A 22238-nucleotide genomic window follows, 5' to 3' on the forward strand; every position below is an offset into this window, starting at 1 on the left:
TGGAGGTGATTAAATGAATAAAGAGTCACCAGAAGAAAAAAGAGAGCGTATGAGACAAAGTGAATTAAAAAGTAATCCTACGGGTTCTTTACATGACGGACTCAATAGAGCGGAAACAGGTAGTCCAGTTGATATAGCAGGTGGTATGAATTGGAAAGGTACAGGGATAATCATTTTAGTACTACTTTTAGGATACATTGTATACACTTATTTTTTCAGTTAAAGAATGCTTGTTAAAATTTTGATTTGTTTAGTTTCATAATTGTTGAGAAAAAATGCAGTTACTGTATTACATATCTTCTAAGCAAGTTATAGTTGTTCATATCAACTTTTAATAATCCAAATAGAGCTAGCAAAATGCTAGCTCTATTATTTTTTGCCACATTCCTGTAACAAACCACCTGTATATTCATTGGTGGAGGTGCAGAGGATGAAAAAAATGATAGCGATATGTCTTCTAACAACTATGCCATTTTCGACTTTAGTCGGTTGTGACGTAAAAGGTAGTAATGCTGTACAAGAGTCTAAAATAAAGAAATCGACGTATAAAGATTTTACTTATGATGTAAATCCAGAAACATTCACATTAACTGTAGAACATGAGGGGGTAAAGGAACAGGCATCACGACCCCTACCGAAAATGAAGGTATCGAATGTAAAAAAAGAAAAGGATCGTACATCGTGGGAATATCCAGATCAAAAAGTAAAAATAAAATTAGAAAAGAAAAAAGACCACTTAAACATTGAAGTGGAATCGACTGGTGCAGAAAGCTTTACATGGCCGAAAGTAGAAGCTGAAAATTATACACTTCCGTTATGGGAGGGTAAGCAAATTCCGAGCAATGATGAGAATTGGAAGAAGTTTTTAAAGGATGATGCATATTCATTTGCTGAATCATTTTCTATGAAGTTTTTCGCATTAAATGGTTCGAAATATTCAATTGTATATATTGCAAACAATATGTTTAATAATGAATTGAAGTTTCATTCGGATCCGAAAATAGGATTTGATTTTACACATGAATTTCCGAGCATAAATAAAAATAAAACATATGGATTTCAATTATATGTGACAAATAATGATGCGGTAAGCATTGCTAAACTGTATAAGGATGATATTGTTCGAAAAGGTGAATTTAAAACATTACAAGAAAAGGCTAGAAAAAATAAAGAAATCGAAAAGTTATATGGAGCGGCGCATTTTTATTTTTGGAATCAAAATGGTCTATCAGAAAATAATATAAATTGGCCAAAACTAAGGGAGCAAATAAATAGCCCGCTGTTTAGTCATATAAAAGAACTTATTCAAAAGAATAGTTCAGAGCCTGGGGAACTGAATGTATTAGATCAAGTAAGTAAACAAGATTTCATTGATAAGTATCAAAAAAATGTTATTTTACGTTATATAAACGAAGTATTATCCATGAAGGAATTTTATAAAGAGGATATTTTTCAAAACGTTGATCAGGAAGCTAGTGTGCTATTAAAGAAAGGTGTAGGTCACTTAACGAACACAGAATTGTATAGCTTAAATAAGTATTTATTAAAGTCGCTACTTGGTGATGCGGTTGAAGAGGTAAGTAAATGGGGTAATGCAGATGGAACGGACATACTAAAGGAAATGAAAGAGGTAGGAATAGAAAAAGCGTGGATTGGTCTGCCGAACTGGGAACAAGGATTTATGCAACCTAATTTCGTGACAAAAGCGAAGGAAATGGGGTATTTAGTTGGTCCGTATGATTCATATCATTCCATTCACGAAAAAAGTGATAAAAATTGGAACACAGCATCCTTTAATGACCCATCATTATATGAAGAGGCTACTGTAACGAAGAAAAACGGAGAAAAGGTGCAAGGCTTTTTAGGCAGAGGTCGCAAGTTAAACCCGACTTTATCGCTGCCTAGTGTAAAGGAACGCATGAATGATATATTACAAAATGGTCCTAAATATAATTCATGGTTTATTGATTGTGATGCGACAGGTGAAATTTACGATGACTATTCAGCGAAACATATAACGACACAAGAGCAAGATTTAAAAGCACGTTTAAAACGAATGGACTACATTGCGCAAGAAAAGGGTATGGTCGTTGGTTCTGAAGGTGGAAATGATTTTGCTAGTAGTACGATTGCATTTGCACACGGAATTGAAACACCTGTTATTAAATGGGACGATGAAGATATGCGGAAAAATAAAACAAGTCCGTATTATGTCGGTGGATATTGGTCACCAAATCAAAATGTTCCCGAAAAATATGCAAAACAAGTACCATTGAAAGAAGAATATAAACAAGTGTATTTAAAACCAGTATATTCGGTACCATTATATAAATTAGTATACAATGATTCCGTTATTACAACGCACCATTGGGAATGGGGAAGTTTAAAGGTAAAAGATGAAGTTGGAAATCGAATGCTGTCTGAATTATTGTATAATGTTCCTCCGTTGTACCATTTAGATGAAGTAGAGTGGAATAAACATAAAAAAGAAATTACAGAGCATCTAAAAGTTTGGAATGAAGTTCATGAAAAAGCAGTAAAAGAAGAGATGACGAATTTTGCGTATTTGTCAGAAGATAAGCTAGTACAATCTGTTTCTTATGGAAAAAATATTAAAATCATTGTGAACTTCTCAAATGAAGACATGGAAGTAGAAAAAACGAAAATAAAAGCAAAGTCGGCTTTTATTGATAATCAGGGGAAGAAAAGCATGTATACGCCGTTTGAGAAATAATAACGTGAAATATACTGTATTCATAGAGGTTTTATCATTAGCTGGACTCTTTATTCATATCGTTTATCTGGAAAAAGATATCCTAATTTAAAATGAAAGAGTTAATGAATTTATAAATTTGCATGTTGCGAAGTGCTAAATTTTTGAAATTGGTAAATAGTGACTTGCCAAAAATAAGTACGAGAGTATAATGTGAAATGGAATACATATTGGGTTTTAGTAGTAACCTTACAAAATTGTAAGGTTAATGAAAGGAAATTCAATATGAAGATAAATAGACTTACATTATACTTGGTAAAGAGAAAGAGAGGCGAATGGGTATGAGCTCTGAATTAGAACAAAATACGAGAAGTAATAAAAAGCGTTCTAAAAGAAAGTCAATAAAATGGTTCATATTAATTCCATTTTTCCTACTTATTTTTGGAGGAGTAGGATATGGTTCGTTTATATATAATAAAGCAAAAGCTGTTGTAAATGATGCGTATGCGAAAATTGAAAAGTCATCAAAGCGTGATAAAGAAGTTGAACCTTTAAAGGATAATATTTCAATATTAATCATGGGTGTAGATGGAAGTGAAATGAGAAAAAGCCAATATGGCGAAGCAGTTCGAACAGATGCACTTTTATTAGCAACAATTAATAAAGATGATAAGTCTGTTAAGCTAGTAAGTATTCCACGTGATTCACGTGTTTATATTCCAACTAGAAAAAAATTAGATAAAATTACTCATGCTCACGTATTTGGTGGCGTAGAAAGCACACGCGATACAGTGGAAAGATTCTTAAATGTCCCTGTTGATTATTATGTGAAGTTTAACTTTGAATCATTCGTACAAATTGTCGATTCAATTGGTGGTATTGATATTGATGTACCAGTTACTTTCACTGAACAAGATAGTAAAGACCAAGCTGGTATGATCCATTTAGAAAAAGGTTACCAACATTTAAATGGAGAACAAGCACTTGCACTTGCAAGAACGCGTAAAATTGATAGTGACGCAATGCGTGGACAGAGACAGCAACTTGTAATAGAAGCAATTGCTAAAAAAGCGATGTCTGTTCAATCAATTAGCAAAATGGGCTCTTTACTAGATGCGGTTGATAAAAATATGAAAACGAACTTAACATTTGACGATATGCTTGCCATTACAAAAAATATGGCAGGATCTAATTTGGAAATGGAAAAATTGCAAATAGAAGGCACAGATAAACGTATCGGTGGTATTTATTATTACATTCCAAATGAAAAAAATGTAAAAGATATTTCAAAAAAATTAAATGATCATTTAGGTGTAACGCCAAAATCAGTCCGAAATGAATAATAAAAAAAGATTGGCTTTTGCCAATCTTTTTTTTTGGAATGTATTTGTAACTTTTCTGTAACGATTTTTTAGTTTAGAAAAATTATACTCATATGTATGAGTATAATGGATAGGTAAAAAAGTAAAAGGACATATTCAAAATTTGTGGTAAGGAAAGATATCATATGCAGAAATGGTTAAGCATGATGGGAATTATCTTTATATTGACTGGATGTAAAATGTCTGAAGCTCCAACAAGTCTAATGGAAGCTCCTACAAATGAAAAATGGATTAATGAATTAAAGGAACAAATTGATAAAGATTTACCTGTTAATTATCGCTTACTTACTCCAATGTCTAACAAAGATAAACAGATGATTTGGTCAATGAATTTTAAACAAGATAATAAGAAAGAAGCCATCTTATTTTATAAATTGCCGAATGAAGATCATAGCGTATATTTAGCCGTATATGAAGAAATCGGAAATGGCTGGAGAATAAAGTCCACACATAAATTTGATGGTGGAGATGTAGATATCGTTGAAGTCGGTGATTTTACAGGGAACGGGAAGAGAGAGTTGTTAATCGGAATCTCTGTAAATCGTGAATCGTTAGAACATGTTATGTATGTTTTTTCGGAAGAAAATGAAGAGATGAAGGAAATATATAATCGAAGTTATACGAAGTTATTCATAGAGGATCTAAATGAAAATGGACTGAAAGATATAAGCCTTGTTACATTTGAAAAAGATGAGAAGCTGACAGTTGAGTTCATGGAACAATTTAAGACTTTATCTGAAGTGTCATACGATCCATTTATAAATAGTATTCAAAGAATACAAATGGGTCGTATATCTAAATCACTAAAGGCGGTAGTAATTGATGCAGGAGTTGGCGCTCATTCAGGTATAACTTATGTAGCAAAATTTGATCAGGATCATTATGAAGTATTACCTATAGGTGGGAAAGAAGATTTATTTAATGAATATGTTGTAGAAAGTAAAGATGTTAATGAAGACGGCATTATTGAATTTGTTCGTACTGTACGTCCAAAAGGTTGGGAGGATAAATCACATGGTGATAGTCCGCTTTTTGAACGTTACATACAGTGGAGTGAATCTGGAATTAAACCAATTGAAGAACGATATATAGATATAGAAAAAGGGTATTATGTGAAAATTCCTAAAGAGTTAATAGGGAAAATTACAATACCAGATCAGCAAAAAGAATCAAATTCTCAAAAGTTTTTGGATACAAGAACAAATAAAATATGGCTTGAAGTTCATATTTTTAAGCGGAAAGAATGGTTCAATATAAAAGGCTACAGCGCAGCAATTAAAACGGCTTCTCACGTATATGCAGTACCGAAGCAATCGGAATTTGAAAAAGTGAAAGCATATATAAAACCGCTAGCGGATTATCAACAAGAGTAGGAGGTGGGAATTATGTCAAAAATTTTAGTTTTAGAAGATGAATTAACGATCCGTAGCTTTATTGTTTTAAATTTAAAACGTGCTGGATTTTATGTAATAGAAGCTACTACTGGAGAAGAAGCGTTACAGATTTTGAGTGAACAAACTGTTGATATAGCACTGCTGGATGTAATGTTACCGGGGATTGATGGTTTAGAAGTTTGTAAGGCTATCAGGAAAGAAAATAAAAAAATGGGTATTATTATGTTAACCGCACGTGTACAAGATGAAGATAAGGTGCAAGGACTAGGAATAGGTGCAGATGATTATATTGCAAAACCGTTTAGTCCAGTAGTATTAACTGCACGTATACAGTCTTTATTAAGAAGAATAGAAGTACATGAAGAAAAAACGAATATTGTTACGTCAGGTCCATTTTCGTTAAATATTATAGAAGAAAGATTGTATAAAGATGGACAATTAGTCGATTTAACACCTACAGAGTATATGATATTACAGTATTTAATGAATCAGGCTTCAAAGCCAGTTTCGCGTGATGAAATTTTAAATATGATTTGGGGAACCAATTACGTAGGTGAGACGAAAGTAGTAGATGTAAATATGAGACGGTTACGTCAAAAGATAGAATGTAATCCATCAGAACCTGAATTTATTCTTACGGTGTGGGGAAAAGGATATGTGTGGAAGGAAAGTATGAGATGAAACGGAAAGTGACTTTATATTTTATGACGGTCATTACACTTATGCTTGTATTATTTGAAGTTGTATTTTCAGTCTCAATTTATCGATACTATTATAATGGTATTGTGCAATATATAGAGTCTCATGCGAAAACGAGTACACGTTTTTTTTCAGAATACAATTCACTATACTTTATTCGATTACAAGAATATAGTGGTGACATAATTAGTAGCTTTCAATTAGAAGGAACAGAATTACAGTTAATTGATCGTCACGGCTCGGTTATACAATCTTCAAGTGGTGAAAAGGTAAAAGGTAAAGTGAATATTCCACAATCATTATTAGAAGGTGAAATGTATAATCAAGTTACTACGAAAGGTAATAAAAAACAACTAGAGGTGCTAAGCCCACTTATACATCAAGGACAAACTATTGGTGTTTTAAAATATACGACTGTTTTAACAAATGTAAATAAAAAGATTATTGAAATTATTACGTTTACTATTTCTGTAGGTATTGTTATTTCGGGAGTCGCCTTCTTAATTAGTAGACGTTTGGCAAATTCATTTGTTGAGCCAATTGAATCCATTATTCAAGCCTCTTCACAAATTGCAGAAGGCACATTAAAGCAAAAAATTAAAGAAGATTATCCTGGAGAATTAGGTGAATTGGCACATAGTTTAAATTATATGGCTTATAAAATAGATAAGGCTGAGCAGATGAAAAATGAATTCATTGCTTCTATTTCGCACGAAATACGAACGCCTTTAACAGGAATTAAAGGTTGGAGTGAGACGTTAAAAACAGTAGATCATTTAACAGAAGAAGAAATAAAGCAAGGTATGGGCATTATTTCAGGTGAGACAGATAGATTGATTCATTTAGTAGAAGAATTGCTAGATTTTTCAAGATTACAATCAAATCATTTTAATTTATATAAACAAAAGGTGCAGTTGTACGATATACTAGAGGAGACGATTTGGCAATTAACTCCTAAATCGGAAGAGAAGGAAATTCAATTTATTACTACTATAGACCGAATTGAATTGATGGGAGATCGAAATAGGTTAAAGCAAGTTTTCTTGAATATTGTTCAAAATGCAATTAAGTATTCACATAAAAAAAGTACAATACACATTGAAGCGACTAAAATAGAAGGACAAGCAGTGATTAAGGTAAGAGACGAAGGGATTGGAATTGCTAAAGAACATTTACCATATATTGAGCAATCATTTTACCAAATTAATAATCATGCTGCAGGTGCAGGTATTGGTTTAGCTATCGTTAAAAAAATGGTAGAGCTTCATGGCGGTGTGCTTAGTGTTACAAGCAAAGAAGGAATAGGAACAACAATTTTGATAAAACTCCCATTATAATACAAATAAAATCTATTTATATGGTGAAATAAAAATAAATAGATGTATAATTATATTGGGCGATTTATATATAAGATTAATAGGGAGAGGAATTCGATAGAATGGAAAAAGCTTTAAAAATTAAACAAATAGTAGTCGTTTTAATAGCGATTGCCGCAGTAGCTATTGGGTATTACATGTTTCAATCAATTACTTCACCAGCAAAAGCTGTTGCGAAACAAGAAAATGTAGTGCAGCTTGCAAGTGAACAGCCGAAAGTTGAAATGAATAAAACGGCACCAAGTCGTTTTAATGGAAAAGAAAGAAAAGTTGCTTATCTTACATTTGACGATGGGCCAGGGAAATATACGGCTGAATTATTAAATACGCTAAAACAACATGATGCGAAGGCGACGTTCTTTTTAATTGGAGCGAATGTAAAAGAATTTCCTGATTTAGTGAAACGTGAAAATGCTGAGGGTCATTATGTAGGCATGCATAGTATGACACATAATTTCGCAAAGTTATATAAAAATGGCGAGTATGTAAATGAGATGAAAGAAGATCAAGGTTTAATCGCTAATATTATTGGGAAATCACCTAAATTAACACGTCCTCCATATGGTTCGATGCCTGGATTGAATGAAGGTCTCCGAAATAAAGTGGTAGAAGGCGGATTTAAAGTATGGGATTGGACAATTGATTCATTAGATTGGAGATACAATAAAATGCCAGTTGATGCAGCTGCAGCACAAATTGCTCAAAACGTATTAACAAACGCAACAAAACCACAAGAAGTAATTTTAATGCATGATATTCACCCGCAATCAGTTGCTGCTGTGCCAGCAATTTTAAAGGGGCTAAAAGAAAAAGGTTATGAGTTTGAAGCTTATCATGAAGAGAGTCACTTCCCAGTGAACTTCTGGCATGATAACCGTATGTAATGGAGGAATGAACGTTGAAGTATGGAAAAGTAGCAGTAGTTGGAGCATTATCAGTAGGACTTTTAACAGGTTGTTTCGGTGAAAAGCCAGAAGAAAATCTATATACAGCTTTTGAAACAGCAGCAACACAAGAAAAATCTTTAGTGGATGAAGCAAAAAAATTAGAGCAGTTAGAGAAACAAGGGCAAGAATTATATGCTCAAATTTTGCAAGAAGGTAAAGATCATAATGAAGCAGTTGTGAAGAAAATAGAGCAATCTACTGCAAATGTAGATGATCGTGAAAAAGTATTGAAAAGTGAGAAAGAAATGCTAGAAAAAGCACAGAAGGAAACGAAATCTGTTCAAAGTAATATAGAGAAGATTGAAGATAAGAAGTTACAAAAACAAGCAAAAGCAGTAGAAGAGTCGTATAAGAATCGTTATGATGCATTCCAAAAGATGAATGAAAATTACACGAAAGTGTTAGCGACTGAAAAAGAACTGTATGAAAAATTAAAAGTAAAAGAAACGAAATTAAAAGAAATCGGTGAAAAAGTTAAAACTGTTAATGAATTAAATGTGGAAGCACAAAAGTCGAAAGAGCAGTTTAACAAATTTACAAAAGAGTATAATGACAGTAAATTAGCATTCTACAAAGGTGCAGAAATTAAGATTAAAGATCAGAAATAAAGAAGAATCTAAAGTGTAATAAAAAGCCGGAGAAACATCGTTATAAATGTTTTTTCGGTTTTTTACGTTAAATGAATAGAAAAGACTGGAATTGATATCATAAAAGAGTTATAGTGAGTTATTCTAAGGGAAACATTGTAAAGTAAGGAGAATAGGAATATGTCATATGAATTTTTACTCAAATTAGGTTTAGCACTCTTTTTAGGATTATTCATCGGGATAGATAGGCAGCTAAAGAATAAACCACTTGGTGTGAAAACAAGTATGGTTATTTCTGTAGCAAGTTGTTTAATTACGATGGTTTCAATTGAATCTGTGCATGTATATTCTGTTCCAGGACATACAAATATGGATCCGATGCGACTGGCCGCTCAAATTGTTAGTGGAATTGGTTTTCTTGGCGCAGGTGTCATTTTACGAAGAAGTAATGACGTTATTTCTGGATTAACAACAGCTTCTATGGTGTGGGCTGCTTCAGCTTTAGGAATCGCAATTGGTGCGGGATTTTATTTACAAGCGACAGTTGCTATGGTTTTAATTATTTTAGCGATTAATGTACTTCCGCAACTTGTGAAAATTGCAGGACCGTATTCATTAAGACAAAAGGATTTATCTATAAAAATTACTGTTAAAGAGCATCATGAGTTAGATGGTATATTTAAGCAAATTAAAAATTTAGGCATGCATGTGAAACGCGTGAAAATTAAAGATATAGATAGTGGAGCATTTCAGCAACTAGAGATGGTTATTTTAGCTCCAGAAGATTTATATACAACAGAATTATATAGTTCCCTGAAAGAGATTGATCGAGTAGTTTCAGTTGAAGTGGAAAGTAGATAATTGTGATAAAAAAGAGTGAAGTGAATTCACTCTTTTTTATTTGGATTTTTAAGGAATGAAATTGATATAATGATGAGTAATAAAGGGGGAGAAATGATGGGAATACATATTAGAAGAGCAATAAAGGATGATATACAAGGTATAGCAAAGGTGCATGTCGATAGTTGGAAAGCAACGTATAAAGGGATATTTGCTGACGAAATTCTAGATAATATAGCATATGAGAAACGAGAAAAACAATGGGAAGATATTTTTCAAAAAGAAGGTAATCATCAATTTAGATTTGTAGCAGAGAATTTAAATGGAGAAATAGTTGGATTCATCGATGGGGGGGATAGAAAGAACTGATACATATAATTGTGATGGAGAATTATATGCAATCTACCTTTTACAAGAGTATCAAGGAATGAAAATAGGACAAAAGTTATTTCAAGCGTTACTATCAGAATGTGTAAAGAATGATATGCAATCACTTTTAGTTTGGGTTGTTACGAATAATCCTTCTAAAAAGTTTTATGAAAAATTTAACCCAGAAAAAATTGATACAAAATTTTTAGAGCGATTACAGGTAGAAGAGACAGCATATTGCTGGAGAGATATAAATAATATTATTATGTAAATTTTATGTTTGAAAGAGGTATACCAATTAAGGTATACCTCTTTTGTTTAAACATTTTGGATAGATTACTAATGAAAAATAGTAAGTATGTAGTTTGAAACTGAGTATTTTTTTGTGTATTTTTAACTAGATTAAAGAAAAGAGGGAAAACAATAAAAATTAAAGCAGATAAAAAAATTCTGAAATATACTATTGAATTGAATATCATTATCAATTAGAATCATAGTTGATAACGATATTCAATTATCAATTGTAATATGAAATTCTCATAGCGTTAATATAAAGAGGAGGACCAACATGCAGCATGCGAAACAAATCGCAGAACATGCAACATTACAAAGCTTTTTAAACTGTTATTTAAGAGAAACAGGGAGTGGAGAATGGATTACAGAGGATGAAAGAATGAAGAGTATCTTCAGTAATACGTTGAATAGAGATACAGTCCCCACATATTTATGTTGTCGGCTATCGGCACAGAACGTTACTTTGTATGGAGAAGTTATATATAAATCATCAACAGATCGCCATTTGTTTGGAGAACAATTTTATTATCAAATTGGAGATAGTCATTCTGTTATTACAGCAGATTATGTTACAGTTATTACATTTTTAATAAAAGAGATGTCTATCAACTACGGAGAAGGAACGAATCCTGCGGAACTTATGCTTCGAGTCATCCGTAGTTGTCAAAATATTGAGGAATTTATAAAAGAGAGAATAGAAGATACATCCGCATTATACGGTTTTCATACAACTTTTATAGAAGCGGAGCAGTCTTTATTATTTGGGCATTTAACTCATCCTACACCAAAGAGTAGACAGGGGATATTGGATTGGAAAAGTGCAATGTATTCTCCAGAATTAAAAGGAGAATGTCAGCTTCATTATTTTCGGGCACATAAAAGTATAGTAAATGAAAAATCATTATTATCAGATTCTACAACAATGATTATAAAAGAAGAATTAAGTAATGATGAGATGGTTAGTAAGGAATTTATAGCGAAGTACTGTAAGGAAGATCAATATGCATTAATTCCAATTCATCCGCTTCAGGCAGAATGGCTCTTGCATCAAGCTTACGTACAAGATTGGATAGTTCAAGAATTGCTTGAGTATATTGGTCCTGTAGGTAAGTATTATATGGCAACATCATCACTAAGGACGCTATATCATCCCAATTCGAAGTATATGCTTAAGTTTTCATTTCCGGTGAAAGTAACGAATTCAATGCGTATTAATAAACTGAAAGAACTTGAGAGTGGTCTTGAAGGGAAGGAAATGTTAAATACGGCTATTGGTGAAGTACGAGAAAGATTTCCAGGATTTGATTTTATTTGTGATCCAGCCTTTATTACATTAAATTATGGAACACAAGAATCTGGATTTGAAGTGATTATTCGTGAGAATCCTTTTTATAGTGAACATGCAAACGACGCAACATTAATTGCTGGGCTAGTTCAAGACGCTATACCTGGGGAGCGTACGCGGTTATCGAATATTATTCATCGCCTAGCAGATTTAGAAAGTAAAAGCTGTGAAGAAGTAAGCTTAGAGTGGTTTAGACGATATATGAATATTTCTTTAAAGCCAATGGTATGGATGTATTTACAGTATGGTGTTGCATTAGAAGCTCATCAGCAAAATAGCGTTGTTCAGCTAAAAGATGGTTATCCGGTCAAATATTATTTCCGTGATAATCAAGGATTTTATTTCTGTAACTCAATGAAAGAGATGCTTAATAATGAATTAGCTGGTATTGGAGAACGTACTGGAAATTTATATGACGACTATATTGTGGATGAGAGATTTCGTTACTACTTAATTTTCAATCATATGTTTGGCCTCATTAATGGTTTTGGCACAGCAGGATTAATTAAGGAGGAAATTCTTCTCTCGGAATTAAGGTCTGTACTTGAATCATTTCTTCCATATAACCGGGAACCTTCTACATTTTTAAGAGAATTATTGGACGAAGATAAGTTAGCGTGTAAAGCAAATTTACTAACGAGATTTTTCGATGTCGATGAGTTAAGTAATCCATTGGAGCAAGCTATTTATGTGCAAGTACATAATCCACTCGTTAGAGAAGTGGCTGTTCGTTCATAAATAACGTTAAAATTTCACGTAATACAAATAATGGTATTTTGTCATAAGGTGGAGGGTTTTATGAGAGTGGACATGTATCATACGAAAGTATTGAAGGCGCTCGAATCAGAAGATTACATTTCAGTACGAAGAAGAGTGCTACGTCAATTAGTAGAATCGTTAATTTATGAGGGGATTATTACACCGGTTCGCATAGAAAAAGAAGAACAACTTCTTTTTCTAATACAAGGACTTGATGAAGAAGACAAAAGTGTCACGTACAAATGCTATGGCAGGGAACGGATGACATTTGGACGTATTTCGTTAGACTCATTAATAGTAAGAGTTCAAGATGAACAGCAAGAAATACAGTCTGTCTCGCAATTTCTAGAAGAAGTTTTTCGGGTTACTAGTGTAGAACAAGCTAAATTAGATTCTTTTATGCACGAATTAGAACAAACAATATTTAAAGACACGATTGCACAATATGAAAGAAATAATAAGAGAGAATATACTCAAAAATCTTACGATGAGTTTGAAAGCCAATTAATAGATGGCCATCCATACCATCCTAGTTATAAAGCACGTGTTGGATTTCAATATCGTGACAATTTTCAATATGGTTATGAATTTATGCAGCCAATAAAACTCATATGGATTGCAGCACATAAGAATTATGCGACTGTAGGTTATGAGAATGAAGTGATGTATAACAACCTTTTAAAAGAGGAGATTGGCGATCGTAAATTAGAAGAGTTTATGGAACGAATTCGTAATAAGGGATGTAATCCAAAACAGTACGTGTTTATACCTGTTCACCCATGGCAGTGGGAGAATTTCATCATTTCAAATTATGCGGATCATATACAGGGTAAATTTATTATTTATTTAGGAACATCAGAGGACGATTATTGCGCGCAACAGTCAATGAGAACGTTAAGAAATATTACGAGTCCAAAGAAACCGTACGTTAAATTATCGATGAATTTACTCAACACTTCAACACTTCGTACGCTGAAACCATACTCTGTTGTGAGTGCACCAGTAATATCAAATTGGTTAAATGATGTTGTAAGTAATGACGCCTATTTAATGGATGAAGCACGTTTAATCTTGTTAAGTGAGTTTTCAAGTGTAACGTATGACACGAATAAGAAAGCTATATATGGTTCATTAGGATGTATTTGGCGCGAAAGCGTTCATAAGTATTTAGATGCACAAGAGGATGCAATTCCTTTTAATGGTTTATACGCTAAAGAGAAAGATGGTACACCAATTATTGATGTGTGGTTGAATAAATATGGAATGAAGGATTGGCTACAATTACTTATTCAAAAAGCGATAATACCAGTTATACATCTTGTTGTAGAGCATGGCATCGCACTGGAATCACATGGACAAAATATGATTCTAGTCCATAAAGAAGGGGTGCCTGTTCGTATTGCGTTAAAGGATTTTCATGAAGGGCTTGAGTTTTATCGTCCATATTTGAAAGAAGTTGACAAATGTCCCGACTTTACTAAAATGCATAAAACATATGCGAATGGAAAAATGAATGATTTCTTTGAAATGGATGGCATTGAATGTTTGCAAGAGATGGTGTTAGATGCACTATTCCTGTTTAATTTAGGAGAATTAGCATTCGTACTTGCGGATGAATATGGATTGAAAGAAGAACATTTTTGGATGATGGTTGTTGAAGAAATTGAAGATCATTTAAGAATATATCCACATTTGAAAGGTAGATTTGAAAATATTCAATTATATGCACCTACATTCTATGCTGAACAATTAACGAAACGTCGATTATATATGGATGTGGAATCGCTTGTTCATGAAGTTCCAAATCCATTGTATAGAGTAAGAAAACTTATGAAACAAAAATCAATTGTTACAGGGGGAAATTATGCTAATCGTTAATAAACAAGAGTATAGCAAAAGTAATTTTAATTTGAGATTACAAGTTTATGAGGAAATGGAACAATTTCAAGAAGCAGAAGGAAATAGATTTGCACTTTGTCTGAAAGATCCATTCGATATTATTACGCTTGTGTTTTTCTTAAAAGAAAAGAAATCATCAGTATTACTTATACATGAAGATACGCCAAAAGAAACGGCTATTGAAATGGCAAAGCGTGCAAATTGTGTAGGAGTTTTATATGGAGAATATGGCGATTTTACAAAATTAGAAGTAGGGAACTTTTTACTAGAAGAGCCTTCTTTATTGCAATATAGTTCGGGAACTACGGGAGAACCGAAACTGATTCGTAGAGCATGGACGGAAGTTGATACAGAAATTACTGCCTATAATGAAGCTTTAAACTGTGAAGTAGATGAAGTGCCAATCGTTATGGCTCCTGTTTCACATTCATACGGACTAATATGTGGTACGTTATCAGCAATTACGAGGGGGAGCAAACCTGTAATCATTACGAACAAAAATCCTAAATTCGCATTAAATATAGTTCGCAATACAGAAAAACATATCATATATGCAGTACCACTTATGTTACACATTATGGGGAGTTTTCCATTAGGAACGTTCCAGTTTCATAAAATTATGACATCAGGATCGCCTTTGCCAGAAGCACTATTTTATAAACTAAAAGAAATGACAACATATATGATGCAGCAATACGGTTGTTCTGAAGCAGGTTGTATTAGTATATGTCATGATATGAAGAGCCATTTAGATTTAGGAAACCCTCTACCTCATGCGAGTATAAGCATAGGTTCAGATGAAAATGCACCGGAAGAAATCGTCGTGAAAATGAATGATAAGGAAATTTTCACGAAAGATTTAGGTTATAAATCTGAGCGTGGCATTCATTTTATGGGGCGTATGGACGATGTAATTAATGTTTCAGGATTAAAAGTCTTTCCTATAGAGGTAGAAGAAACGATGCTTCGATTGGAAGGTGTGCAAGAGGCAATTGTATATCGAGGGAAACATCCTGTGATGGGCGAAATAGTTAAAGCGAAAGTGATCTCTCATGTTGATCCAGTGAAAATAAGAGAATGGTGTATTCAGCACTTACCTTCTTATAAAGTTCCGTATGAAATTGAAAGTGTAAATGAAATTCCTAAAAATAAAACCGGAAAAGTAAGTAGAAAGTTACTAGAGATGGGAGAGGTTACAACATGAGACGGGAAGCGTTAAAGAATGCCGTGTTAAAAATTATGATAGAAAAAATGGAACTGAAAAATGTAACGCATTTAGAAGAAACGATGCGCTTAAATCAAGATTTATATATAGATTCGGTAATGATGTTACAGCTTATTGTATACATAGAAATGGATGTAAAGCTATGCGTTCCAGAGGATGAGGTAGATCCAAAGGCATTTCTTACTGTAGGATCTTTGCTTGATTTTATGGAGGAGTTAGAGCCGTTACAGGAAGTAAATGTGAATAACTAACCTTTAGGAAAGTGGATGAGAGTATGACTTCAATTAAAGTGCACTGTTTAGTGAGTTGTTTTTGTGAAATTATAAAAAGGCGTAGCGACATTGATTTTCGTCCATTTTATTTTGGACTATGGGATGGAGATTTTGATATAACAGAAGGCGGAATTATTTCATATCACTCTGAAAACATTAACCATGATCATTATTTACTTTGGTTTGAAAAATTGTACGGTATTAAAGTAAACGAATGGTATGATCATGCAAAAGATAAAGATAGCAATGTAGAAACGTTTTTAGAATTAGTAGAAAACAAGCCGGAAAATCGTTATGTCATTGTAATGGTTGATATGTCTCTATTACCAGAGAGGGAAAATAAATTTCATCAAAAACCGTTTCCACATTATTTAATGATATCAAAAACAGAGAAAGAAGAAGAGTGGTTCATGCTAGATCCTGATTTTCGTTGGGAAGGAAATATGGAAAGAGAAAAAGTACTTCACTCTATTCAAGATAACCCATTTGGTGGAGGTTATTTCATTGATATAGAAGGAATTGGGGAGCCAACGCAAGAAACAGTAGCTAGTTATTTCACAGAAACATTCAAAAAGAACGACAATGAACTGACTATGGAACTGAAAAATTTAATTGTAAAAATGGCAAATGAGGAAGAAGGATATGCGCTTTCTGGACTTGTAGCAGCAGTAAAACAAATACCAGTACTTGCAATTCGTAAATATAGTTATGAGCATGCCTTTGCATACTTCCGTGAAACGTTGCAATATTCGGAGCAAGAATTTGATTATTGGTGTGATCGGGTAGAGGATATTGTACAAGGATTTACAAATGTACAGTATCGTGCAATTAAAATGGCAATGACGAATAATAAAGGTATGCTAGTATCGATTATTGAAAAACTGGATGAAATGAATGCAATTGAACTGCAAATTAAGAAGGAATTAGAGAGACAGTTTCTATCATGGAAAGGTATGAAAACAAATCAATCTGTCGCAACTCTTTAATAAGCTAACTGAATTTAAGATAGGGGAGTTTAATGCTATGAAATATTCGCTATGTACCATTTCATTTCGTCATCAATTAATTTCATTTACTGATATTGTTCAATTTGCATATGAAAACGGTTTTGAAGGAATTGAATTATGGGGGACGCATGCACAAAATTTGTACATGCAAGAACGTGAAACGACAGAACGAGAATTGAATTTTCTAAAGGATAAAAACTTAGAAATTACGATGATAAGTGATTACTTAGATATATCATTATCAGCAGATTTTGAAAAAACGATAGAGAAAAGTGAACAACTTGTAGTACTAGCTAATTGGTTTAATACGAATAAAATTCGCACGTTTGCTGGGCAAAAAGGGAGCAAGGACTTCTCGGAACAAGAGAGAAAAGAGTATGTAAAGCGAATACGTAAGATTTGTGATGTATTTGCTCAGCACAATATGTATGTGCTGTTAGAAACACATCCCAATACACTAACGGACACATTGCCTTCTACTATAGAACTATTAGAAGAAGTAAACCATCCGAATTTAAAAATAAATCTTGATTTTCTTCATATATGGGAGTCTGGCGCAGATCCAATAGACAGTTTCCATCGATTAAAGCCGTGGACACTACATTACCATTTTAAGAATATATCTTCAGCGGATTATTTGCATGTGTTTGAACCTAATAATGTATATGCTGCAGCAGGAAGTCGTATTGGTATGGTTCCGTTATTTGAAGGTATTGTAAATTATGATGAGATTATTCAGGAAGTGAGAGGTACGGATCTTTTTGCTTCCTTAGAATGGTTTGGACATAATTCAAAAGAGATATTAAAAGAAGAAATGAAAGTATTAATAAATAGAAAATTAGAAGTAGTAAGTTCGTAATGTGAAATGATGTGAGAGTCTCGTTTTAGAGGCTCTTTTTTTATGGTAAAAAATAACCAAAAATTTCCATGTATTTTAATTTGAATTTAACACAATTTATATATAAATAAGGAGGTGATTGGTAATGGCTAGAAATCGTAATTCTAATCAATTAGCATCACATGGAGCACAAGCAGCTTTAGATCAAATGAAGTATGAAATTGCACAAGAGTTCGGTGTACAACTTGGAGCTGATACTTCTTCACGTGCAAACGGTTCTGTAGGCGGTGAAATCACAAAACGCCTAGTAGCGATGGCAGAACAACAGCTTGGTGGCGGATATACTCGCTAATTGTATAAGGTTATAGGAGAAAGGAAGGATTCTTCCTTTCTTTTTTTTTCAATTAATTGGTATGGATATATAGTGAACAGAATTCAAAGAATAGAAGTAATACTATATTTTACCCAATTTCTTTTGTTGTGAATGGGAAGTATTAAAGATGTAATAGCCCTGGTGGAATGAAAATTATGTTCCAGCAGGGCTATTATATGGTAAGAAATATATGATGAAAGGTTCCGAAATCAACATGTTAAAAAAAGAAAACTGTTGTTTAATTGCGCTTGCATCAGTTCCACTTGTCATGACATTAGGGAATTCAATGCTCATTCCAATCTTGCCGACAATTGAAAAGAAATTACATATTTCATCGTTTCAAGTATCCATGATTATTACAATTTACTCTATCGTAGCCATTTTACTTATACCGATTGCTGGTTATTTATCAGATAGATGGGGACGAAAGATGGTAATGGTTCCGAGTTTGCTGATTGCGGCTATAGGAGGAGCGATAACTGGTTGGGTATCATGGAAAGTTGATAATCCCTACATTTGGATACTAATCGGTAGAGCGATTCAAGGTATTGGTGCTGCTGGTGCAATGCCGGTTGTTATACCGTGTGTTGGTGATTTATACAAAGATGAAAAACAAGTTAGTACAGGCCTGGGAATTATTGAGACATCCAATACATTTGGAAAAGTGCTGAGCCCTATTTTAGGATCTGCTCTTGCTGCCATTGTATGGTTCTTACCATTTTGGGCGATTCCAGTTTTATGTGTCGTATCAATTGTTTTGTTACTTGTTCTAGTAAAGGCAAAGAAACAAGAAGGAGAAGTACCACCACTTAAAGAGTTTATAAAATCTATTCTGTCTACGTTTCGAGAAAAAGGAAGATGGTTAATTGCCATTTTTGCATTAGGTGCAATTATTATGCTTATTTTATTCGGAATTCTCTTTTATTTGTCGACTATACTGGAATCAAAGTATGACATTCATGGTATATGGAAAGGGTGTGTGCTTGCTATCCCGTTACTTGTACTGTCACTTAGTTCCTATATGGCCGGTAAAAAAATTGGAGATAATCAAAATGTTATGAAGAAGTGTATTTATATTGGTTTTTTAATGGCAGCTGCATCAGTCATCATTCCTTTATTTATAAAAGGGATTTATTTACTACTTCTTTGTCTCGTTATTATGGGGATAGGGATTGGTATGGCACTCCCATGTTTAGATGCCCTCATTACACAAGGAATTGAAAAGGAGCAAAGGGGAACGGTTACGTCATTTTATAGTTCAATGCGATTTATCGGTGTAGCAGCTGGACCACCTTTATATTCTTTTTTCATGAAAGGGGCGGACCATGAAGTGTTTTATTTGACAAGTATTTTCGCTGCCATTGGTGCTGTCATAGCAATCATTTGGATTAAACCAGCAAAGGATGCAAAGACGGTAAAACAGAAACCAGAGCCTACTTCATAATTTGTAAGAGAATTGCATGATGTTTTGAGTAACATGCAATTCTCTTTCGTTCATTAAGAATAAATAACTTGTTTTAACATATAAAGCGCGACACCCCATATGATGAGACCAGAAAATTTATTTAATAATAAAATTGTCTTTCCGGTTGAGTCTAGTCTTTTTAGAAATTTCCCCGCTAACGCTAAGCTTATAAACCAAATCCAAGAAACGATAATAGTTGCAAGTGTGAAAGCCCATTTTTCACTTCCTATGTATTGAATAGAATTTGTTCCAATTACACCGATTGTGTCTAAAATAGCATGTGGATTTAATAACGAAACGGATGCTGCGAAAAGGATTTGCTTTTTTAAGGGCATACTTTTTTCTTGTTTTACATCGTTGGAAGGGTTACTTCTCCAAATAACAAAGCCCATGTATAGGAGAAAGAAAAATCCAATTATATATAACGAGTTAGTTAGCCAAGAAAAAGTAAGGAGTACAAGGGAGACACCTTGCACTGCAATCAATATGAGTAACGTATCACATATAGAGGCAGTTAATACTACAGGGGCTGCCCTCCAAATGTTTGGTTGGCTCGCACCTTGGTTAAAGACAAAAACATTTTGTACACCTAATGGAATGATAAGTCCAAATGCAAGAATGATACCATGAATAATTGCTTCACTCATCATATTACCTCCTATTTTAATTCATTATGATAGTGTATATTGTATAGAAGAAATGAAAATTTGTATCCATCCATATGGTTGGGGAGGTTACCAACCAAAAAGAATATAAGGTGATATAATGGAAAGATTCGTTTGGAAACCGAATATGTCTCTAGCGACTCCTCTGTATAAACAAATAGAAACGTATATAAAAGAAAGGATCGTTAATGGAGAATGGACCGTTGGAACGAAATTACCTTCACAAAGAGATTTGGCACATACATTTGGTGTGAATCGAAGCACAATTGTAATGGCTTTCGGTGAACTAGTTGCAAAGGGATACATAGAAGGGAATGGCAGGAAAGGAACAATTGTTGTAAATAATAATGAGAATGCTTCAACTTACGCACCCCCGCCTAATTGGCAGTCTTATGTAGAAACAGGACTTCATTATCCGAATCTCCCAGCTATTCAGGAGATTAATCAAGCTGAATTTTATCCACATGTAATTCGATTAGGAACAGGTGAGCTCGCGCCGAGTCTCTTACCTGAGAAAAAGATGAAAGAAATTATGAATAAGCTTTTAAAGTCAAATGTGACGCTTGGGTATGAAGAGCCGAAAGGGAATTTTTATTTAAGGGAAAAGATTTCCGAATACTTAAAGGGGCATGGTATATGTGTATCTCCTGACTCTATATTAATTGTTTCAGGAGCAATTCAAGCGCTGCAACTTATCTCTATGGGGCTTCTTCCAAAAGGGGCATCCATCTTATTAGAGAAACCATCCTATTTATACTCGCTTAATGTTTTTCAATCCGCAGGAATGCGTTTCATTGGAATACCAATGGATGAGAACGGTTTAAATACATCATATATTACAAAATATAAGAAGCAATTTAATGCATCTATTTTATATACAATCCCGTCTTTTCATAATCCAACGAACTTTAGTATGAATGCGAAGAGACGAATAGAAGTGATGGAAATATGTAATGAAATTGGATTACCTATTATAGAGGACGCAGTGTATCAAGACTTATGGTTTGATGCACCTTGTTCGAAACCTTTAAAAGCCTATGATAAAAATGGAATCGTACTACATATTGGAAGCATGTCCAAAGTAATTAGTCCAGGGTTAAGAATTGGATGGATTGTTGGACCTGAGCCAGTAATTCAAAGATTGTCAGACATAAAAATGCAAACAGATTATGGTTCAAGCACTATATCCCAGCAAATTGCAGCAGAGTGGTTTACAAATGGTCTATATGATGAGCATTTGCGCTTTGTAAGAAGTGAATTGAAAAAACGAAGAGATTTTATGTTACTAATGTTAGATAAATATCTTCGTGAAATAGCAACTTGGCATGAACCAACAGGGGGATTTTATATATGGGTACATATAAAAGTACCCATTTCATATCGCAGTTTATTTGATAAAGCTCTGCAAGAAAAGGTTTTATTAAACCCAGGTACTTTATATGATAGAAGTGCAAATCAATTTTTGCGCCTATCGTATTCATACGCAACGTTAGAAGAAATTGAAATAGGTATAAAAAAACTTGCACAACTAATGAAAAAGTAAGAGGAGAAAGTAATGAAACAATATGTAATTTGTCAAATGATCAATGGAGAAAAATATTTAGCTGCTTATGCAGAGACGAAGCAAGAAGCGATTGAAAAAGCAGAACTGTTAGGATTAAGAACGGGAAATCGTTACATAGTTATTACTGCAGAGGAAGCCGAAGGGTTAACGTATCCTTAAACAATGTACGAGATTATATAATAATAAATAAGTCTAGTAATATAAGAAATTACTAGGCTTATTTAT

The 22238-nt window shown here is 33.5% G+C and carries 20 protein-coding genes and 1 pseudogene; 20 read left to right on the forward strand and 1 reads right to left on the reverse strand.

Annotation, left to right across the window (positions count from 1 at the left end):
* Positions 1-13 precede the first annotated feature (13 nt).
* From ACTFN4_RS10585 to ACTFN4_RS10670, 18 genes and pseudogenes are all read left to right on the forward strand, one after another.
* Positions 14-223 (forward strand): DUF6366 family protein, encoded by a 210-nt coding sequence (locus ACTFN4_RS10585; protein ID WP_001031479.1) that lies wholly within the window; start codon positions 14-16, stop codon positions 221-223.
* Between the two features lie 207 nt (positions 224-430).
* Positions 431-2734: a glycoside hydrolase gene (locus ACTFN4_RS10590; protein ID WP_439962284.1), complete on the forward strand. Its 2304-nt coding sequence runs from the start codon at positions 431-433 to the stop codon at positions 2732-2734.
* Between the two features lie 320 nt (positions 2735-3054).
* Positions 3055-4056 carry an LCP family protein gene (locus tag ACTFN4_RS10595; RefSeq protein ID WP_002182662.1) on the forward strand — a complete coding sequence of 334 codons (1002 nt, stop codon included), beginning with the start codon at positions 3055-3057 and terminating at the stop codon, positions 4054-4056.
* A gap of 164 nt (positions 4057-4220) precedes the next feature.
* Entirely contained in the window at positions 4221-5468 is a 1248-nt protein-coding gene (locus tag ACTFN4_RS10600; protein WP_001174867.1) for a hypothetical protein, read from the forward strand.
* Between the two features lie 12 nt (positions 5469-5480).
* Positions 5481-6170 (forward strand): response regulator transcription factor, encoded by a 690-nt coding sequence (locus ACTFN4_RS10605; protein ID WP_000036071.1) that lies wholly within the window; start codon positions 5481-5483, stop codon positions 6168-6170.
* Complete coding sequence (locus ACTFN4_RS10610; RefSeq protein WP_000824536.1) at positions 6167-7525, forward strand: sensor histidine kinase; 1359 nt, start codon at positions 6167-6169, stop codon at positions 7523-7525. The genes ACTFN4_RS10605 and ACTFN4_RS10610 overlap by 4 nt, the downstream gene beginning before the upstream one ends.
* A 101-nt stretch (positions 7526-7626) precedes the next feature.
* Entirely contained in the window at positions 7627-8448 is an 822-nt protein-coding gene (locus ACTFN4_RS10615; RefSeq protein ID WP_000409484.1) for a peptidoglycan-N-acetylglucosamine deacetylase, read from the forward strand.
* A gap of 14 nt (positions 8449-8462) precedes the next feature.
* On the forward strand, positions 8463-9119 hold the full coding sequence (locus ACTFN4_RS10620; protein ID WP_439962285.1) for a YkyA family protein: 657 nt from the start codon (positions 8463-8465) through the stop codon (positions 9117-9119).
* A 159-nt stretch (positions 9120-9278) separates the two neighbouring features.
* Positions 9279-9959, forward strand: coding sequence for an MgtC/SapB family protein (locus ACTFN4_RS10625; protein ID WP_000119510.1), 681 nt, complete (start codon positions 9279-9281; stop codon positions 9957-9959).
* A gap of 96 nt (positions 9960-10055) precedes the next feature.
* A pseudogene (locus ACTFN4_RS10630) lies at positions 10056-10578 on the forward strand (N-acetyltransferase family protein).
* Between the two features lie 297 nt (positions 10579-10875).
* Complete coding sequence (locus ACTFN4_RS10635) at positions 10876-12684, forward strand: IucA/IucC family protein (protein WP_439962286.1); 1809 nt, start codon at positions 10876-10878, stop codon at positions 12682-12684.
* A gap of 60 nt (positions 12685-12744) precedes the next feature.
* Positions 12745-14583 (forward strand): IucA/IucC family protein, encoded by a 1839-nt coding sequence (locus tag ACTFN4_RS10640; protein ID WP_048656275.1) that lies wholly within the window; start codon positions 12745-12747, stop codon positions 14581-14583.
* Positions 14570-15808 carry an AMP-binding protein gene (locus ACTFN4_RS10645; protein ID WP_000909585.1) on the forward strand — a complete coding sequence of 413 codons (1239 nt, stop codon included), beginning with the start codon at positions 14570-14572 and terminating at the stop codon, positions 15806-15808. The genes ACTFN4_RS10640 and ACTFN4_RS10645 overlap by 14 nt, the downstream gene beginning before the upstream one ends.
* A complete protein-coding gene (gene asbD / locus ACTFN4_RS10650; protein ID WP_001250560.1) occupies positions 15805-16080 on the forward strand; it encodes a petrobactin biosynthesis protein AsbD in 276 nt (91 codons plus the stop codon). The genes ACTFN4_RS10645 and asbD overlap by 4 nt, the downstream gene beginning before the upstream one ends.
* Positions 16081-16103: 23 nt before the next feature.
* Complete coding sequence (locus tag ACTFN4_RS10655; RefSeq protein WP_000200705.1) at positions 16104-17087, forward strand: DUF6005 family protein; 984 nt, start codon at positions 16104-16106, stop codon at positions 17085-17087.
* A gap of 37 nt (positions 17088-17124) precedes the next feature.
* A complete protein-coding gene (locus ACTFN4_RS10660) occupies positions 17125-17967 on the forward strand; it encodes a sugar phosphate isomerase/epimerase family protein (protein ID WP_000877681.1) in 843 nt (280 codons plus the stop codon).
* 124 nt (positions 17968-18091) lie between these two features.
* Positions 18092-18298 carry an alpha/beta-type small acid-soluble spore protein gene (locus tag ACTFN4_RS10665; protein ID WP_000113545.1) on the forward strand — a complete coding sequence of 69 codons (207 nt, stop codon included), beginning with the start codon at positions 18092-18094 and terminating at the stop codon, positions 18296-18298.
* Positions 18299-18533: 235 nt separating this feature from the next.
* Positions 18534-19763: an MFS transporter gene (locus ACTFN4_RS10670; RefSeq protein WP_119684182.1), complete on the forward strand. Its 1230-nt coding sequence runs from the start codon at positions 18534-18536 to the stop codon at positions 19761-19763.
* Positions 19764-19816: 53 nt separating this feature from the next.
* Here the strand turns inward: ACTFN4_RS10670 and ACTFN4_RS10675 are convergent, their stop codons facing one another.
* The gene (locus ACTFN4_RS10675; RefSeq protein WP_001287303.1) at positions 19817-20431 is read right to left on the reverse strand and encodes a LysE/ArgO family amino acid transporter; all 615 of its coding nucleotides are present in this window, start codon (positions 20429-20431) and stop codon (positions 19817-19819) included.
* A 118-nt stretch (positions 20432-20549) separates the two neighbouring features.
* On the opposite strand from ACTFN4_RS10675, the gene ACTFN4_RS10680 reads away from it, so the two are divergent.
* Positions 20550-21992: a PLP-dependent aminotransferase family protein gene (locus ACTFN4_RS10680; RefSeq protein WP_439962287.1), complete on the forward strand. Its 1443-nt coding sequence runs from the start codon at positions 20550-20552 to the stop codon at positions 21990-21992.
* Between the two features lie 12 nt (positions 21993-22004).
* Positions 22005-22172, forward strand: coding sequence for a DUF3933 family protein (locus tag ACTFN4_RS10685; protein WP_000816389.1), 168 nt, complete (start codon positions 22005-22007; stop codon positions 22170-22172).
* The last annotated feature ends 66 nt before the right edge of the window (positions 22173-22238 follow it).

Source organism: Bacillus cereus group sp. MYBK95-2 (genome assembly GCF_051915225.1).
Taxonomy (GTDB): domain Bacteria; phylum Bacillota; class Bacilli; order Bacillales; family Bacillaceae_G; genus Bacillus_A; species Bacillus_A cereus.

Bases quoted from the DNA above. Each gene is read 5' to 3' on its own strand.
- ACTFN4_RS10635 (WP_439962286.1), top strand. From the start codon at position 10,876: ATGCAGCATGCGAAACAAATCGCAGAACATGCAACATTACAAAGCTTT.
- ACTFN4_RS10605 (WP_000036071.1), top strand. From the start codon at position 5,481: ATGTCAAAAATTTTAGTTTTAGAAGATGAATTAACGATCCGTAGCTTT.
- ACTFN4_RS10675 (WP_001287303.1), bottom strand. From the start codon at position 20,431: ATGAGTGAAGCAATTATTCATGGTATCATTCTTGCATTTGGACTTATC.
- ACTFN4_RS10685 (WP_000816389.1), top strand. From the start codon at position 22,005: ATGAAACAATATGTAATTTGTCAAATGATCAATGGAGAAAAATATTTA.
- ACTFN4_RS10600 (WP_001174867.1), top strand. From the start codon at position 4,221: ATGCAGAAATGGTTAAGCATGATGGGAATTATCTTTATATTGACTGGA.
- ACTFN4_RS10640 (WP_048656275.1), top strand. From the start codon at position 12,745: ATGAGAGTGGACATGTATCATACGAAAGTATTGAAGGCGCTCGAATCA.
- ACTFN4_RS10585 (WP_001031479.1), top strand. From the start codon at position 14: ATGAATAAAGAGTCACCAGAAGAAAAAAGAGAGCGTATGAGACAAAGT.
- ACTFN4_RS10655 (WP_000200705.1), top strand. From the start codon at position 16,104: ATGACTTCAATTAAAGTGCACTGTTTAGTGAGTTGTTTTTGTGAAATT.
- ACTFN4_RS10680 (WP_439962287.1), top strand. From the start codon at position 20,550: ATGGAAAGATTCGTTTGGAAACCGAATATGTCTCTAGCGACTCCTCTG.
- ACTFN4_RS10625 (WP_000119510.1), top strand. From the start codon at position 9,279: ATGTCATATGAATTTTTACTCAAATTAGGTTTAGCACTCTTTTTAGGA.
- ACTFN4_RS10665 (WP_000113545.1), top strand. From the start codon at position 18,092: ATGGCTAGAAATCGTAATTCTAATCAATTAGCATCACATGGAGCACAA.
- ACTFN4_RS10610 (WP_000824536.1), top strand. From the start codon at position 6,167: ATGAAACGGAAAGTGACTTTATATTTTATGACGGTCATTACACTTATG.
- ACTFN4_RS10595 (WP_002182662.1), top strand. From the start codon at position 3,055: ATGAGCTCTGAATTAGAACAAAATACGAGAAGTAATAAAAAGCGTTCT.
- asbD (WP_001250560.1), top strand. From the start codon at position 15,805: ATGAGACGGGAAGCGTTAAAGAATGCCGTGTTAAAAATTATGATAGAA.
- ACTFN4_RS10660 (WP_000877681.1), top strand. From the start codon at position 17,125: ATGAAATATTCGCTATGTACCATTTCATTTCGTCATCAATTAATTTCA.
- ACTFN4_RS10615 (WP_000409484.1), top strand. From the start codon at position 7,627: ATGGAAAAAGCTTTAAAAATTAAACAAATAGTAGTCGTTTTAATAGCG.
- ACTFN4_RS10670 (WP_119684182.1), top strand. From the start codon at position 18,534: ATGTTAAAAAAAGAAAACTGTTGTTTAATTGCGCTTGCATCAGTTCCA.
- ACTFN4_RS10645 (WP_000909585.1), top strand. From the start codon at position 14,570: ATGCTAATCGTTAATAAACAAGAGTATAGCAAAAGTAATTTTAATTTG.
- ACTFN4_RS10590 (WP_439962284.1), top strand. From the start codon at position 431: ATGAAAAAAATGATAGCGATATGTCTTCTAACAACTATGCCATTTTCG.